The 18637-nt window shown below is 42.2% G+C and carries 8 protein-coding genes; 1 reads left to right on the top strand and 7 read right to left on the bottom strand.

Translation table 11 applies throughout. The annotated features are described in order from the left end of the window. Positions 1-2: 2 nt before the first annotated feature. The 6 genes from M1P97_RS17670 to M1P97_RS17645 form a co-directional block, all read right to left on the bottom strand. Entirely contained in the window at positions 3-3398 is a 3396-nt protein-coding gene (locus M1P97_RS17670) for a SusC/RagA family TonB-linked outer membrane protein (protein WP_249389754.1), read from the bottom strand. A gap of 167 nt (positions 3399-3565) precedes the next feature. After that, the gene (locus tag M1P97_RS17665; RefSeq protein ID WP_249389753.1) at positions 3566-4531 is read right to left on the bottom strand and encodes a FecR family protein; all 966 of its coding nucleotides are present in this window, start codon (positions 4529-4531) and stop codon (positions 3566-3568) included. A 106-nt stretch (positions 4532-4637) separates the two neighbouring features. Then, entirely contained in the window at positions 4638-5204 is a 567-nt protein-coding gene (locus M1P97_RS17660; protein ID WP_195370685.1) for an RNA polymerase sigma-70 factor, read from the bottom strand. Positions 5205-5365: 161 nt separating this feature from the next. Further along, entirely contained in the window at positions 5366-7765 is a 2400-nt protein-coding gene (locus tag M1P97_RS17655) for a glycoside hydrolase family 3 N-terminal domain-containing protein (RefSeq protein WP_249389752.1), read from the bottom strand. Between the two features lie 121 nt (positions 7766-7886). Further along, entirely contained in the window at positions 7887-9497 is a 1611-nt protein-coding gene (locus M1P97_RS17650; protein ID WP_195370560.1) for a SusD/RagB family nutrient-binding outer membrane lipoprotein, read from the bottom strand. 37 nt (positions 9498-9534) lie between these two features. Continuing rightward, positions 9535-12819 carry a SusC/RagA family TonB-linked outer membrane protein gene (locus tag M1P97_RS17645; protein WP_249389751.1) on the bottom strand — a complete coding sequence of 1095 codons (3285 nt, stop codon included), beginning with the start codon at positions 12817-12819 and terminating at the stop codon, positions 9535-9537. A gap of 302 nt (positions 12820-13121) precedes the next feature. On the opposite strand from M1P97_RS17645, the gene M1P97_RS17640 reads away from it, so the two are divergent. Beyond that, positions 13122-17105 carry a hybrid sensor histidine kinase/response regulator transcription factor gene (locus M1P97_RS17640; RefSeq protein ID WP_249389750.1) on the top strand — a complete coding sequence of 1328 codons (3984 nt, stop codon included), beginning with the start codon at positions 13122-13124 and terminating at the stop codon, positions 17103-17105. 44 nt (positions 17106-17149) lie between these two features. Here the strand turns inward: M1P97_RS17640 and ychF are convergent, their stop codons facing one another. Beyond that, positions 17150-18253: a redox-regulated ATPase YchF gene (gene ychF / locus M1P97_RS17635; RefSeq protein WP_195370564.1), complete on the bottom strand. Its 1104-nt coding sequence runs from the start codon at positions 18251-18253 to the stop codon at positions 17150-17152. Positions 18254-18637: the final 384 nt, after the last annotated feature.

Raw genomic sequence — 18637 nt, 5'->3', positions numbered from 1 at the left:
GATTAAAAATTGATTTTCAAATTACATCCGAGCATACGCAAAGAAGGAGAATTTAAGTTTTCAGACGCTTTATCAGGATCTGAGAATTTGAATTCTTTTGTCCAAATAAACAAATTCTGTCCGATGAAGGCTACGGAGGCTCCTTGCAAACCGATTTTCTTACAGAATGTACCGGGGACTGCATAGGTTAGCGATAGTTCTCTCAGTTTGATGAATGTCTGGTCTAATATATGTTGATGCTTGGCATCCCATACATTTCCTGCTCCATTATATAACTTCATATATCCTTCATAGGATACAGCCTTATCATTTGGAGCAAAAACTCTGTCATCTCTGAGGATGTTTCCATTAGAGTCTCTGTCTACACTTCCTGAAACAACCATTACGCCCTGTCCTACATAGCTTTTATTGCCGTTAACAACTTCGTCGTATCTCCATGGGCTATCACTGTCAATATGTGCTCCTGTCATCCAAAGCGCTTGATCGATAACCGAATGAGCTACTCCTCCGACACGACCGTCAATTGTAAAACCTAGCGTAAAGTTTTTGTATTTGAGAGTATTGTTAAAACCGAATACCCAATCCGGATATTCATTTCCGGCAACACTTTGGTATTTACTTTGAATAGGGTAGCCTCCTTCATGTATTATATTCCCTTGTGGGTCACGTTCCCAGTCATAGTATCCTAGCCAGTCCCAACGTTCGCCTGCTTTTACCCATTCTTTTTGTGTGGAATAAACCGGATCCACTTTGGAGTAATAATAACGATCGAGTGACCAGTTGAAAGTGGCATTCCATTCCCAGTCTTTTTTCTTTAAAAGAGTTCCACCCAGAGTGACTTCTACACCTTTTCTAAGCTGTTCCTCGTCAATATTAATCAATGTATATTCGAAACCGGATGCATCACTGATGGATGCGTCACGGGTTAAATTATAATATAGTTTATTATAATAAGTGATATCCAGTTGTAATCTGTTATTCAGGAAGTGAAAAGCAGTTCCTATTTCGTATGAACGGGTTGAGCTCGGTTTAATGATAGCACTTCTCATTTTGGTCGGATAAGTAGCTCCATTCATTCCATCCCACATGTTTGTTGTAATAGTATAACTTTTATTGGTATCGTAGATATTCAAATCCTTCTTGGTCTGTGTCCAGGAACCTCTGATTTTCCAGAAATCAATCCATGACGGCATGGGAATTAATTCGGAGGCTACGATACTGGCTGATACTGAAGGATAAAAGTAAGAACGTGTTTCTGAAGGAAGGGTCGACGACCAGTCATTTCTTCCGGTGACATCCAGAAAGAAAGTACTTTTCCATGCTACGGAAGTTTTCCCGTAAAGACTATTTACCTGTTTCTTTTTAATAGAGCTCCCCAGTTGTGCAGGATCGTTGGAAGCATTCAAAGAATAGTAACCAGGAATTGAAATGCCATTTTTAGTCTTTCCTGAAAGCCAGTCGTCCTGGTAGAAGTAAATGGTACCTCCAACAAAAGCGTCTACAAAGAAGTCTCCAAATTTATGATCGGCAGTTAACATAAAGTCATTATTGATACTATATCCGCCACTTCTTTTTTCTTCGTAATATCCTTTTTTATTCCATCCTCCGTAAGCACCAATAGAGTTTCTCCATTTTTCACGTTCACTATAAGTGTCGACACCTGATCTTAATGAGGCTTTTAACCAGGGGGTAAATTCATAGCTGGCAGTGAGGAAGCCATTTACTATATCATAGTCGCTGGAATGAACAATTTCATTAGCAATGAAATATGGATTGTCGTACCATACTTTATTGGGCCAGTTTTGTTCTTCATTTTCTTTTTTCCAGTAATTCTTATAATCTCTGATATCCAGGTCTGTCCCAGTCCAGACTAACATGCTATATATATATCCTCCGGTTCCATATCCTGTACCGGTATTATTAGGATAAAAACGTTTATTATAGGTTAGACCGCCTTCAAATGTGAAATTTTTGTATTTCATATCACCGGCAACAGTATAATTAATCTTATTCAATTTGTTATTTGGATATTGGCCTTTATTATAGATATGAGTCAAGGAAGTACGAAAACTACCGTATTTACCTTTTTGTGTAACGCTGATATTATTGTTTGTGACAAAACTAAATTCAAGAAAGTTCTTGAAGTTATTTTTGCCCTTGGATACTAATGGCATTTCACGCCATTCATGTGTATAAGGATCATATTGTGTTGCTGTATGGCCTATATCCATTTTGTCACCCCATACAAAGTCTTCAGAGTTGTATTTTCCATTCATCCCTGTACTGTACGAAGTCTGTACTTTAGGTAATCGCAGAAAGCCTGATTCGAACATAGTACTACTGTTAATGCTCACGTTTAGTCCATCTTCCGTACCTCTTTTAGTTGTCACCATGATAGCTCCTGTTCCTCCTCTTGCACCGTATAAGGCAGACGCTGTAGCACCCTTCAGAACATCAACTGATTCAATATCGTCGGAAGCTATGTCACGTAGGGATATATTACTATAAGGTACGCCGTCAACAACCAATAGAGGTTCTTCTCCACGTAATAAAAGACTGGGGGCTTCATTGAACTCTGTACTGTTTTGTACGTTCAATCCTGCAATTTTACCGGTTAATGCAGTTCCTACATCTACTGATTTAACTGCCGATACTTTATCTCCTCCAACTTTCTGTACTGCATAGCCCAATGCTTTTTCCGAGCGTTTGATACCTAGGGCCGTGACTACAACTTCTTCAAGGTTTTTAGAGTCTTCTTGTAAGGTGATTACTATTGTCTTCTGGTTGTTTACAGCTATATCCTTGTTCTGATAGCCTATATAAGAAAAGATAAGATGTGCGTTTGCTGGAACTTCAATAGAAAAATGACCATCGATATCGGTAACTGTTCCAGTAGAGGAACTTCCCTTCAAAAGAACGTTCGCTCCGATAATAGGGATATTTAACTGATCGACCACAGTTCCTGTCACCTTGATCATTGGAACTTGAGGTTCCGAGGATTTGGAATATGATATAAGGCGTTTATTTTTTGTAGAATGTATGGATATGTAGTTATCCAATACTTTATAAGTAAGTCCTTTATTCATTAAGACTGCATCTAAGACTTCTTTTACCGTCTTATTTTTTGCCTCTACCTTTACAGACTGTGACAGGTTTATATCTGTATCTCCGTATAAGAACAGATAATCGGTTTGTCTTTCTATTTCGGAGATTAGTTCACCGAACGAAAGATTACTTTTGGTGATAGTGATTCGTGCTTCCTGCGAATGCGTATCGATGGCATGAAGCTGGAAGAATAGTACGAATACAAAAAACACGGATAATCTCATAATACGAATAATGTGTGTTAATTCATCTTGTTTGAATACATAGCATAGTTGCAACAAGTTTTTTTTCATAACTTTGCTGATAGTTTAAAGTTGATACTGTAATCTGTCTCGAAATGGGTTGATAGTATTGACTCTTTAGGGTAAGTGCTGCAATCACTTACCCTTTCTGGTCCTATCATAGTAGTTGTTCTTTTATTTCATGGGCAATTAGATTTAATGAGTTAAACATCTGTTTATTAATAGATTTCGAATTCATCATCTGTTATTTTTTTGAACTCAAAATGATAAACACCTTGTAAAGCACTTAATATTTTCTCTACTTCTTCACTTTGTCGGAATTTTCCTGATATTTTGCGGGTAAGAGCAACTGTTCCGGTCACTTTGAATTTTACGTTATACCAAAGTGACAGGCAGTCGAGTATTTCTACAAATGGTTTTGATTTGAAGTTATATATACCGCTTTTCAGGTAATCCCGGTTATCGAAATCAGAACTGGATTTAACCATGATATCATTGATTACCGATACTTTTTCATTTGGTTTTAAACGAATATTTTCGTTTTTGTTATTCCTGTTATATACAAGTACGGAACCTTCGACCAGGCTGGTTTCGAAACGTGGAAGTTCTGTATAGGAGAAGACATTGAACTCTGTACCTAGTACTTCGACGTTGAATTGCTGCGTCTTAACGATAAATGGGCGTTTGGGATCTTTTGTGACTGAGAAATAGCCTTCTCCATCTAGCTCGACTGTTCGGTCATACCCTCGGAATTCATTGGGTATTTTGATTCTGCTCCGGGGGCTTAGCCATACGGATGTGCCATCTGCTAAGGTCATATTTACACGTTGTCCTTTGGGTACGTTTATTTCTGTGTATAGATCCTTTTGCTGATACTGGTTGTATTTTTGAGATGCAAACCAGGAACTGATTATTAATACCAGTGTTATCGCTGCATATTTCAGGAGATTGATCCTGAATTGTCTGACGGTACGTTTCCCAAGTCGTTTATCAAATTCACGGATTCCTTTGAGGGTCTTTTCCTCATCTTCTTTCCGATCGGTGAGTTCCGAGATGGCAAGTGCATTCTTTGTGCGTACAAATTCTTTTTTTGCTTCCGGATCGGTTTCCAGAAACAGGAAGAGTTCTGCTTTTTCTGTAGCAGGCATATCGCCGGAGAAGTATCTATCTAATTTATTATTCATGACTAAATTGTTTGTCTCTTATAGTAAAGACAAAAGCACGGGAAGTTACCACCAAATGAAAATGAAAAAAATTACTTTTTTATTCGAGTAAAAGGTAAGAGCTATTCTAAAGTATGAAAAGTAGGAGAGGCAGGTAATCTTTTAATTCGATTTTTAACTTGCGTAAGGCTATAGACATTTGGTTTTCGACAGTATTCACAGATATATTTAATCGTTCGGCTATCTCTTTATATTTTAATCCTTCCATGCGGCTGAGTATAAAGATCTCTTTACAACGTTCCGGTAGTTTGTCGATTACTTCGTTAATCAGGTTTTCAACATCTGAAATAGTGAGGAATGATTCGTCAAATTGCTGGAGAGAGTACAGGTTCATTTGCATTTCCAGTTCTTCTACCGTTTGTATGGAGCTTTTTTTCTCATTTACATACAGGCTGTGCTTAAGGAAATTCAAACATCTGTTTTTGACCAGGGTAAACAGAAAGGCATCCATGTTATCAATCGTTTTGAATACTTCCGGATGCTCCCATAGATAAAGAAATATATCTTGCACGATATTTTCTGCATCTTCTTCTGCAATGACATAAGCTTGTGAAAAGCGTATCATTTTGGTAAAATATGTAGAGTATATCTGCGAGAAACATCTTTGTGTTTCCAGTGAGTTAATCTGTTGTATCTTGTGATTTTTCAAATCTTCCTCCTTTTTCTCTCAGGCAAAGATAATTAATCTTTCTTTTTACAAATAAATATTCCCCCTTACTTTACGAAATCTCCGGGTTGTTTCGAAAGTAAGAGGGAATGAAATACCTGAATAGACTATATTGTGATCGTTCTATATTACTTCACAACGAATGTATCTTTCAACTTGATATCGGTAGATGAGGCACCTATCCTTACTTCGAATTCACCCGGTTCTACTGTCCATTGCATGTGTCTGTCCAGTATCTGAAGATCTTCGGGAAGAAGGGTGAAGGACACTTTCCGGGTTTCTCCCGGTTGGAGGGAGATACGTTCGAAACCACGTAATACAGACTCGTAAGCGATTACACTGCTCACTTTATCGCGGATGTATAATTGCACTACTTCGTCACCGGTGCGTTTACCTGTGTTGGTGACATCGACCGTGACTGTAACGGGGCTTTGCGAATACGGCGTTTCCTGCTTGATTGCAAGGTTTGAGTAAGCAAAGGTGGTGTAGCTTAATCCATGACCGAACGGGTAAAGAGCGCCGTTTACACGGGTATTTCCGGAGCCGTTAGGGCCTGAGAAGTATTGTCCGTCTTGTGAACCCGGTTTGAACGGGAAGTTAAACTCGATCTGTCCGGTCGTTTTCGGGAAAGTAACTGACAAACGTCCGCCCGGGTTGTAATCACCGAACAGGGTTTGTGCGATTGCTTCTCCGCCCAGTTGGCCGGGGAACCAAGCTTCGAGGATAGAAGGAATGTTACGGTCTGCCCAGTTGATTGTTAATGGTTGGCCGTTGATAAGGATGAGCACGACAGGTTTACCTGTTGCGTGCAGAGCTTCCAACAGTTGTTGCTGGCGGCCGGGAAGGTCGAGGCCTGTACGCGATTTGCTTTCTCCCGTGCAACTTTCATCTTCTCCCAGTACGGCGATGATTACGTCGCAATCCGCTGCTGCTGAAGTGGCTTCGGCAATTGTCTGTCTTTCTTCGTCCGTCAGCGGAGTAGGAACGATTTCGCTGTCGGGCCAGTTAGCATCTTTGACTTCACACCCTTTGGCATAGACTACTTCTGTCTGGTTACCCAGATAACTTTTAATACCGTCGTAAACCGTGATATTATCCAATCCCTGCGGGCCGTAACGACTGATCATATAGTTGGTTTCTTTGGCTAACGGGCCTGCGATAAGCACTTTCTTTGTCTGGTTCTTATCCAGTGGAAGCAGATTGTTTTCATTTTTCAGGAGAACGAGTGATTGCTGTTGCATATTCAGTACGAAATCGCGGTGTTTGTCGGCACCGACAATCTTATCTGCCGCTTTCGGGTCTTTTACATACGGCGAGTCGAACAGGCCGAGTTCAAACTTTACACGTAATACGTCGGCTACCATACGATCGACTGATTTCATGGATAGTTTGCCTTCTTTTACCAATTGACGTACCGGAAGGATATAGTCGGCGGGATGGGTGAAGTTAGTACGGACATTCAGTCCGGCTTCTACCACCTGGCGCACGGCTTCTTCGTAAGAGTCGGCTACGTGGTGTTTGGTTTGTACGAATTCTACGGCTTCGCTATCGCTTACCACGTACCCTCTAAAACCATATTCCTGGCGTAACAGTTCGGTGAGGAAGTAATAACTGGCGGTAACGGGTACACCGTCCCAGTCGTTGTAACTACTCATTACACCTTTGGGATGGGCCTTTTGTATTACTTTTTTGAAGGGATATAGGTGAATTTCATGCAGTTCGCGGGGAGCAACATGCGGGTCGGTACGCACGGCTGCATCGCGTCCACCTTTCGGAATGCTATATACGGCGAAGTGTTTCAGGGTAGAAGCTACGCCGTTTTGCTGGATACCGTTTACCATTTGTATGCCGAGTTCACCGACCAGATAAGGGTCTTCTCCATACGTCTCGAGTACACGTCCCCAGCGAGGATCGCGGGCAACGTCGAGGATGGGGGCATATACGTTGTTATATCCTAAGGCTTTGGCCTCTTTTCCTGCAATATCTCCGGCCTGAAGTACCAGCGAACGGTTCCAGGTACTACCGATGTTGATCGGGGCGGGTAGAGGAGTTGCTTTAGTATGGTTCAGTCCGTGAATACCTTCATTTGAGAAGTCGACAGGGATACCCAGGCGAGTTTCTTCTATGAACCACCGTTGTGTCTTGTTGATTGCTTCGGCATGGTTGCTAAACGGATAGATCATTTCCGGTGTCCTGCGGCGAGCGCTTCCTACTCCATTTAATTGTTCGTCGATATTGGCAATACCGTCTTTCCAGATTTCGTTCTTCCATCCTTCGGTAGGGAGGGAGTCTTTCAAGACACGTCCGAAGCCGTAAAGGGTTGCCATCTGACAGCTTTTTTCTTCCAGTGTCATCTGGTTGAGTAGATCTTGTATACGTGCCTCGACAGGAGCGGAGGGGTCCTCGTAAACGTCTTTTACACCGTTCTTATTCAAGTCTATCCACCCTTTTTTATAGATCGAGTCTTTGGCTTGCATAGTACCGCTCCCAAGACAGATCGCTACTAATAATGAATATTTGAAATTCATGCTATTATAGGATTAATATGGTTTGTTGTAATATAAAACCGTATGGCCGGTAATTATTAGCGCAAAGGTAACAATTATCAACCATACGGTCAATGATTAGTAGCTATTCAGTTGGATGGGACTATTTTACGTCCCACCACAGACGCGCGTCGATTTTGTTGTTTGCTGATTGAGCATTATAGTTTTCTGTGTTCATGGATGCTTCTTTCGAAGGATACAAAAAACGTACCGGAGCATTTTCTTTGTTTAGCAGAGCACCGTTTTCGCGGTCGTCATCCAGGACAGGCAGGTCTGTACGACGGTATTCTGCCCAGTTTTCATATATCTGGAGGAAGCCGAGGTGTAACCATTTCTGGGTAGCGATCTGCTCTAATGCTTTTGATGAATTGAACTTGAAAGTTGAAGTGGCTAACCAGCTACCCAACGTTCCGTCGGATACGTCTCTGTTGGCGATATTCATATCTTTTCCTTTCTCTGCATCGCTGTTCTTATAATATTCGTAATAGTTCTGAATAGATAAGATAACCCCTTTGTTATAGAACTCTTCAGCATTTCCGCTAAACAAACCACGGTGTGCAGCTTCTGCCAGACAGAAATAAACTTCAGCAGCAGTCATACCGATACCTACCGGCAATTGATAGTTTTTACGGAAAGTAACCGTGTTAAGACATCCGTATATCTTGAAAAGTTCAGTTCCATTCGGTCCGTTTACCAGAGCGATTGCTTTGTCGGCAGAAGAAGGATAACCGATGATCTCTTTGCTATCTTCGTAAACATCCCCTTCGTCATCTGTTGCCGGCTGATAGAATACCACCAGGCGCGGGTCGGCTGCTTCTTTCAGCAAGTTAACAGTGAATTCGGGTGCATACATATAGTAGCTTTGTGCTTTGGAATGACTTTCGTTCATAGCACGCCAGATACCGTCAGGAGCAGTACTCTGGTTGTCTACCTTAATATATGTGTTATCACTGTTGCTGGTAATCAACTGGTCCAGTGAAAGTTCTGCCAATACTTGTTTGGCCTTGTCAGGATCGGCATTTGAGATACGCATGGCATAACGCAGGCGCAATGAGTTGGCAAACTTGTACCAGCCGTCGCAGTTACCTTTGTAGATAATATCCTGTTGTTTAAATATATTGCTGGTAGATGCTGTCTTGAAATAAGCGGCAGCAGATTTCAGGTCTTCCAGAATAGAATAATAAATATCTTTCTGTGTATCATATTTCGGTTTGAAGATCACGCTTCCACCATAGACTACGTTACGTGCGGTGAAGGCCTCCGTGTAAGGCATATTGCCGAAAAAGTCGGTGGCGATAGCCGTGTTGTATGCTTTCAGAACCTTACCAGCCTCGACAAAGATTTGATATTTGGCCTGTTCGTCCGGTGACAGGGTAGCATACATCTTGTCTATCTCGGTCAGGGTACTCATACGGGTTACGTAATAGTTTTCCCAGCGGGCCTTATCGTCCTGAATGTTCTGATACAGGTTGACACGGTCTTTTCCTGCCTGGCGGGCAGTTGTCTGGATATAGTTCCCGATCAGACGGAAGTTGTAATTATATGTATCGGCGTAATCGTTTTCGATTGCTTTCAACGCACCTTTGGAGAAAAGGTATTCGATCTCTGCCGAGGTAAATCCATCCGGATTATTGTGCTTGTCATCCAGTTTGCTTTCGCAGGAAGAGAAGGCTACGACGGTGCCTAGAAGCAGGCTATATAATATGTGTTTCATAAAAGTTTACTGTTTTATTATGAGTAAGTTACTAGGTTTAGAAACTGGTGTTGATAGCAAAACCAAAGCTTCTGGCCGAGGGGTAAGAAGTGTATTCCACATAAGGGTTCGTACCGCCTGTACCCAGTGTTGCTTCCGGATTCACGTTAGGAACGTTCTTATAGATGAAGAACAGGTTACTACCGATTAATGAAACATTCAGGTTCTGCAGACCGATCTTAGAAACGATGTTGTTCGGAACGCGGTAAGATAATTTCATTTCACGCAGTTTGATATAGGTGTTATCATACAGGTTGTCTTCAGAACCGTTACGGTTGTAGCGCGAGTTGTAATAATCGGCTGCTGATACAATGATGTCGTTCTTTTCTCCTTTTTCGTTTACACCATCTACAATGATACCGTCGTGACGTACACGTCCGTCAAGTGCATTTGCCGGAGCTGAGGCGCTGTGGCTGTCCAGAGGAATTTTCTGGTTACTGTTCTTGTCGATATAATAAGCCAGACCACCGTATTCTTCATCGCGTCCCCACAAAGATTCTTTACCTGCACCAGATGCTTTCAGGAAGTTGTTGGTGAATGAAAGCAGTTTACCTCCGAACGAACCGTCGATATGTACGCTTAAAGAAAAGTCTCTGTAACGGAATGTATTCGTGAAACCGGCTGTGAATTTCGGTGCTGCGCTACCTGCATAAGTGAATTCTGATTCCTGCTGGTAGTTACCGTTCTTATCCACTACGATTCTGCCCTGGTCGTCACGTACCCATTTACGGATAAATACACTAGGTGTAGCATATCCCGGAACAGCTTTGAAGATCGCTGCACTCCACGGGTTACTGATCTGGCGGTCTTCCATGCCATCGATCAGAGAAAGCAGTTCATTATGTGTATAGGCGAAGTTCAGAATACCTTCCCAACTGAAGTTCTTGGTTTCAACCGGAGTTCCGGTAACCTGAAGTTCCACACCACGGTTGCCGATCTCACCGGCATTCATTCTCATACCTGTAGCACCTGTTGAAGGAGCGACCGGAACAGTGATGATCTGGTTCTTAGTCTTGTTTGTATAGAAAGCGAAGTCTAATCCTAAACGTCCGTTAAGCACGCGGCTTTCCAAACCGACTTCCCATGAATAAGTCTTTTCCGGAACGATATTGGTGGGAGGAACGTCTGCTTTGAATTCATTTGTAATAACTGAACTATTGAATGATCCGTACTGGTATTCAGAGTTAGTAAAGTAGATAGACGGTGTCGTATTACCTACGATAGCGTATGATCCTCTAAGTTTACCGTAGTTATACCAATCCGGTAGATCCAATGCTTCTGTAAACACGAAACTCAAACCGGCAGAAGGATAGAAGAAACTACGGTTGCCGGCTGTCAAACGAGACGACCAGTCGTTACGGGCAGTCAAGTCAAGATACAGGAAGCGTTTGTAAGCTACCTGGGCAGAAGCGAAAACAGCTCCCAGGAATTCACCTTGGTTAACGACTTTGTCTCTACTGGCACCCTTCGGGTCTCTCTTATTATTTTCTGATGAGAACATACCGTTATATTTCAAACCATGAGATTCCCAGATCACTTTCGATTCCGTGATATCTTCACCGGAAACACCCAGGTTGGCAGATACATCGAAATCTTCATTGATAGCTTTGTTGAACATCAATAAGCCTTCCACATAATTTTTCTGGTAGTGTGCATCCTCTTTCCGGTAACTACCTTCCAGACTGTTAATGTCTGAGGGGTCTGAATATTTGGTAAAGTATTCTTTGTTCTCCTTGTCGTCACGGTAACGGTCCGTACCACCACGCAGACGGAAAGTCAGGAAGTCGAATATCTTAAGATTAGCAGACAATGAAGCGATCAGACGTTCGCGGTTCTGTGTATATTCGTTTTCATTCTGTTGCCACATCAGGTATTTGATGATGTTATCGCGGTTTCCGGAACTGATCCCTGAGATCTCATCTGTCAGGAAGTAGCCTTCATCATTCTTATAATTGTCTTTCCACAACTGAGTGATCTCGTTACGAGGCATCGGATAGTTTGAAACACGGTCGATACGTGTAGGAGGATTCTTTGTTTCCGAAATGTTGAACGAAACAGAAGCATCGAAAGTCAGGCGTTCGTGTACCTTAAAGTTACCGGAGAAGCTGAAGTTGTGCTTGTTCTGTTTGAAGTTTTCCAGGTAACCGCCATAGTTCATATTTGTATAAGCCAGACGAATGCTGTTCTTATCGGTACCGTTGGTAATAGAGATACTATTGTTGTTGCTGAAACCGTCTTTAAATACATCCCGGTAGTTGTTAGGCTGCGGAGAATACGGGCGTTTCACGCCATCCCACCAAAGCACTTCCGTTCCGTCCATGCGTGGACCGAAGCTACGGTAAGTATCACCGTTATATATATTCTGACCGTCTGCATTCGTAGTGAAGTACGGATTTGAACCACCTCCGAACACATTCTGAAGTTCCGGCATAAAAGCACGCTGGTCATACGTATAAGATGTTCCGACCTGAATACCGAGGCCTTTACCGGCACTTCCACGCTTAGTAGTGATTACGATCACACCGTTGGTTGCACGTGAACCGTACAGAGCGGCAGCGTTTGCACCTTTCAGGATAGACATCGATTCGATATCGTCCGGGTTGATGTCGTTAAGAGCAGATCCCTGTTGTGTCTCGCTACGTTCGCGACCGGCCCAGTTGGAGTCTGTATCGTTGATAGGTATACCATCGACAACGATCAGCGGACGTGTATTACCTTCCACCGAGTTGATACCACGGATCTGGATCTTGGTACCTCCTGTAGGTCCCATGGCTGTCTGCTGGATCTGTACACCGGCAGCTTTACCATATAAGGAAGTAGCTACGTTTTGTACGGGAACAGTCTGGAGCTGCTCCGCTTTCAGTTCACTCATGGCGTAAGGAAGGGCACGTTTTTCTTTCTTGATACCCATGGCGGTTACGACCACTTCGTCAATTTTCTGGCTGTCTTCCATTAATTTTACATCCAGAGTAGCTTGTCCGGTGTATTTGATCTCTTGCGTTACATAACCGATAAAAGAGATAGACAAAATGCTTCCCGGTTCCACATCTATTACAAAGTTACCATCCATGTCGGTAATAGTACCCTGACTGGTTCCTTTTATAGATACGGAAGCACCGGCTACGGGGCCAAATGCATCAATAACTGTACCTTTTACTTGCTTTTTTTGTTGAGCGATGTTAGTTACAGCTTCCGACTTAGCTCCTGTTGCATATACCTGTCCGGTAGAACAGAGAGCGCCGGATAGTAAAATAAGTCCGATAGGTCTCAATACTTTTTTCATAAACAAATCTTTAATTAGATTCAAGAAAATTTAATTTCAATGCTGCAAATCTATAAAGTGTTGAATCAAAGCTATATTAGAATCTGTTGATAGCATGGTAAATCCTGTTGGTGATGGATATTACTATTTATTTGACGGATATTACTATTTTAATAATGGGGGTAGGTGGTTATTTTTTGTGTTCTTTTACAAAAACAAGCCTAATACAGGTAGTATAATCTTTTATATTTACATGTTATACATATTTATCTTATTGCTTACTAGTTGGAAATAAGCTATTTTTGCATGTAAATATCGTTTGTATGAGTTTTAAGAACCTCTATCAATTATTGTGCTTTTTACTAGTATTTCCTGTGTCGGCAAAAGATCTTTACTTTCAACATGTCGATTTGAATGATGGATTTACGCAACCATCGGCGATCTCTATTTATGAAGACGCAAGAGGATATATCTGGTTTGGTAATGATAACTTCAATGTGTATGATGGAAGAATTGTCCGTTCTTTCCGTCTCTCTACCTATATGGATGGTGTGGAGGATAATAATATCCATGCTATTTGTGGGGATGGGGAGGCGTTTGTCTATATGTTGGCCAATAACCGGTTGATTGCTTATAATATGAGGACGGAAGAGTTCCGACGGACGGATATTTCGGCGAATACGTTGACTTATGAGAACCGGTATTTGTATTATTCGTCTAAAAATACACTCTATCGTTACCGGCTCGATGGGGAACCTGAAAAACTGTATGCTTTTCAGGACTCGACTATCACTATAAGATCTCTGCTTTTATCTGATGCCGGTTGGTTGTTGGGAACTAACAAGGGGGTGTATGAATATACTGGAGGAACCGTTCGTTCCTTGTTGGAAAACGAATCCATTTCTTCCTTGTTTAAGGATGCACAGAACCGGTTATGGGTAGGTACGGGATCGAATGGAGTGAGAGTATATAATGACGGTACATGGATTGCTCTGCAGGAGAATAGTCCGGTTTGTCCGCTTGTCAATAACCAGGTTCGTTGTATTAACCAGGATATTAAAGGGAATATATGGATCGGAAGCTTTGGTGGAATAACGGTAGTGAAGCCTTCTCTGCAGGACTGTTACCATTTATCTCATAAAGAACAAGTCTCCTGGTCTTTACAGCATTCATCCGTTTATGCTATCCACCGGGATAGCCAGGGTGGGATGTGGGTCGGAACTTATTACGGAGGACTCAGTTATTTCAATCCGGACACGGAAAATTATACATTTTACGGTATTTCACCGAGTGACCCCAATAGTCTGAACGGTTTCCTGTTTGGTAAAATGACGGAGGATACCAAAGGGAATTTATATATAGCAACCGAGCATGGAGGACTAAACTCGATGGATCTTAAGACTCAAAAGATAAAACGTTTTGATTCCGGTCCTTCGCGTATCCCGTGCCGTACAACCAAGTCGGTCTGGTATGATGCAGACCGGGACAGATTATATGTCGGTACTTTTCTGCGTGGATTGCTTTGCTCCACTTCTTCCGGACCTTTTGAACAGATAGGGGCGGATGTATTAGTTGAAGATCATCAACAGATAATTACAGATCTCATACCCTGGAAAGGGAATCTGATCGTTGTTTCCCAGGGGGGGATATATTTATTGGATCTTGAAACGCAAAAGCTTTCATGGTTGTTTACCGATCCCGACCTGTTGAGCCAGACGGGAGTTATTATCCGTGCTGCTTATCTGGATATGGAGGACAGGCTTTGGCTTGCTCCGGCCAACAGGGAAATACTCTGTGTCAGTATGGATACCCGAAAAGTAGAAGATATACTTTCTGTAAAAGGGATGATAGGGAAAAAGCCGGTACAAAGTATTACCGGTGACAATAGAGGAAACCTTTATTTTGTTGTTGTCGGTATGGGAGTATTGCGATATGAGCCGTTGAATGATTTCTGGGCTTGCTATAACCAGGAGCAGGGACAGCTACTGACTAACGAACCTTTCAAAGTGTGTGTTACACCGATGGGACGGCTATTGATTACATCGATACGTGGAATCACCTTGCTGGATATGAAGAAAGGAAAAAGTACACATACGTTGCTGGGAATATCTTCACCGCTTCACAGGCTGAATTCTAATTGCGGCGTATATATATCACCGAAAGACAGTACGATCTTTATCGGGGGAGTAGAAGGTGTTATAGCTACAAAAGAATCAGGTCTGGCTGCTACAACTGTGCCTTATACGATTTCTTTCAATAGCTTATATCTGGATAATACGCTTATGACCCCTTCTTCTGCTTCCACTCCTCTAAAGGAAGGAATAGCATATACATCCGAACTGACTTTACCCTATGACCGCAACAATCTGACAATCGGCTTTACTTCCACCAATTACCGGTATGCCGACAAGAACCTGTTTGAGTATAAACTGGAAGGATTGGATAAACAATGGACGCGAACCCGGCATCCATTGATAATTTATACTTCTTTATCCCCCGGAAAATATCGTTTATTGGTACGTGAAGTGGGAGAGGGCAAGCAGATCGCTATGGATATCCGGATACGTCCTCCTTTTTATGCCTCAGTCTATGCTTTCGGTATCTATATTTTGCTGGCTGTCCTGTTTCTGGTCTGGCTTATCCGCTTTAACCGGAGTCGTGCCGTATTGAAAGCTTCGTTGGAAATGGAACATAGGGAGAAGCTACGTATCGAGAAACTGAACCAGATGAAGTTAAAGTTCTATGTCAATATATCGCACGAGCTTCGTACTCCGTTGACCTTGATGGTCAGCCAGATCGATTTGATCCTGCAGAATTACGATTTAGGGGGAACGTTTCGCAACAAACTATTGAAGGTCCGCCAGTATACCGGACAGATGCAGCAGCTGATAACCGAAGTACTGGATTTCCGTCGTCTGGAACAGGGTAAGATGCCTTTCCATGCAAGCAAACAAAACCTGGTTGCCTTCATACAACAGATATTCGATTCATTCCGGGATTATGCCGCAGTGAACCATATCCAGTATAAATTGGATACGGCAGATGAGAATATCCCAGTCTGGTTCGACCCGGCTCAGATCCGGAAAGTATTTAATAATTTACTTTCAAATGCCTTTAAGTTTACTCCGAAAGAGGGAAACATAACGATCACCATTCTACAGAAAAAGGATATTGCGGAGATACGTGTCTCCGACACTGGCTCTGGTATTCCCCAGAGCCAACAAGATCATATATTCGATCGTTTTTACCAGGCAGATAATGCTTCCGGTGTATCCCTTTCCGGTAGTGGAATAGGTTTGGCACTTACTAGAGAAATTATATTGCAACACAAAGGAACGATCGAAGTACGGAGTGCATTAGGTAAGGGGACTACATTCATAGTGACTCTCAAACTGGGTGAACAACATTTGACCGAAGAACAAAAAACAACAGAAGCCGCAGCGGTTGATATTTTACCTGTAGAAACATTGTGGCCGGAGGAAGAGATCGTTTTCTCCGATTCTCTGGATAATTCTTCTCCGGAGATAAAAGAGAATGCACTTTCTGTTCTGATTGTAGAGGATAATGAAGATTTACTGCAAGTTCTGGAGGAAGCTTTCTCTATCAAATATAAGGTTTATAAGGCTAGTGAAGGAGAGGAAGGTATCCGTATTGCCGGAGAAATGCAGCCCGATCTGATCATCAGTGATGTGATGATGCCCGGCATGTCGGGTACGGCTATGTGCCAGCGGTTGAAGAAGAAATTTGAAACGTCGCATATCCCGATCCTTTTACTAACGGCCCGTACGGATCTGGAAAGTGCCCTCGAGGGTATGAAGTGCGGAGCGAGCGATTATATAATGAAGCCTTTTAATCTGGAACTTCTTCTTTTAAAATGTAATAATGTGATCGCTACTTTGAGACGGCAACAGGCTCGTTTCTGTACCGAAGCGGAATCGGCACCAACCGATCTGGCTACCAACCGCCTCGATCAGCAATTACTTGAAGACTCTGTCCGGATCATCGAAGAGAATATGGAGAATAAAGATTTCAATATCGACATGTGGTGTCGTCAGATTGCTATCGGACGTACCCGTCTTGGTGGAAAGATAAAGGCGATTACAGGGCTTACCCTGAATGATTTTATTCTTCAGATAAAACTTCGTAAATGTGCTTCCCTGCTAGAAAACAGCGAGCTGACTATCTCGGAAATTACATGGAAAGCCGGCTTCTCGAGCCCCGGCTATATGGGTAAATGCTTTAAGGAATATTTCGGAGTTACTCCGATGCAATACCGTAATGGTAAAAAGAAAAGCCGCTCCGAATAAAACGGAACGGCTTTTAGTATCTTATTATACCTTATTTTTTGTGATTATACATTGAAACGGAAATGCATGATATCGCCATCCTGTACGATATATTCTTTTCCTTCTACGCTCATCTTGCCGGCCTCTTTAACGGCAGCCTCGGAACCATAATGAATGAAATCATCATATTTGATCACTTCTGCACGAATGAAACCTTTTTCAAAATCCGTATGGATCACACCGGCACATTGAGGAGCCTTCCAACCTTTTTCGAATGTCCAGGCACGTACTTCCTGTACGCCGGCAGTGAGGTAAGTTTGCAGGTTCAATAAGCTGTAAGCCGATTTGATCAAACGCGCTACACCTGACTCTTCCAGCCCGATTTCCTGTAGGAACATCTGGCGTTCTTCGTAAGTCTCGAACTCGGCTATTTCACTTTCAATCTTGGCAGCTACTACCAGGATTTCTGCGTTTTCTTCTTTTACTGCTTCGCGTACTGCTTCTACGTATTTGTTACCGTTTACGGCGCTGGCTTCGTCTACGTTGCAGACATACATCACCGGTTTACTCGTCAGCAGAAAGAGTTCGTGAGCAATCTTTTGTTCGTCTTTTGTTTCGAACGTAACTGTACGGGCACTCTTTCCTTGTTCCAGGGCTTCTTTGTATTTTACTAATACTTCATAAGCCAGTTTTGCCTGCTTGTCACCGCCTGTCTGGGCTTGTTTCTGTACTTTGGCAATACGGCTATCGATTGTTTCCAGGTCTTTGATCTGAAGTTCAGCATCGATGATCTCCTTATCGCGTACAGGGTCTACCTTACCGTCTACGTGTACGATATTTTCATCGTCGAAACAACGTAATACATGCAGGATAGCATCTGTTTCACGGATATTTGCAAGGAACTTATTACCTAATCCTTCTCCTTTACTGGCACCTTTTACCAGGCCGGCGATATCAACGATTTCTACCGTAGTAGGAACGATTTGTTTCGGGTTGATCAGCTCTGCCAGTTTGTTCAGACGTTCGTCGGGAACGGTAATTACACCTACGTTCGGTTCGATCGTACAGAACGGGAAGTTTGCAGACTGTGCCTTTGCATTTGATAAGCAGTTGAAAAGAGTAGATTTTCCTACGTTCGGAAGACCTACGATGCCACATTGTAATGCCATAAAATATATATTGTTTTATTATCTATTTGCAATATTTCTTTGTAGGAGCTGCCATCCGACAGCTTTTTCAGTTTGCAAAGATAACCAATCTTTCTTGTATATTATTCAAGAACAAGTAATATACTGTCTTTTCTCATATTGCATTCTTTACCAAAGATATTTTGAAAAGTAACTATCATACTATCATTTTTTTAATTAATAGTTTGTATAATAGATGTTTATCTTATGATAGTTGCCAGAAATAACTATCATTCCATCTATCATAACTATCATTCATAGTGTGTAGACTTATGACTTTTTTTGACTAAGTATATGACTTAAAACCAGTAAGATAATGATATAAGTTCACTGAGATCCGGGTCTCGCCCCCTTTTGCACCCGGGT

Source organism: Parabacteroides leei, from assembly GCF_023369805.1.
Classification (GTDB): domain Bacteria; phylum Bacteroidota; class Bacteroidia; order Bacteroidales; family Tannerellaceae; genus Parabacteroides; species Parabacteroides leei.
Note: the sequence above shows the minus strand (reverse complement) of the source record. Positions and strands in the feature narration are given on the sequence as shown.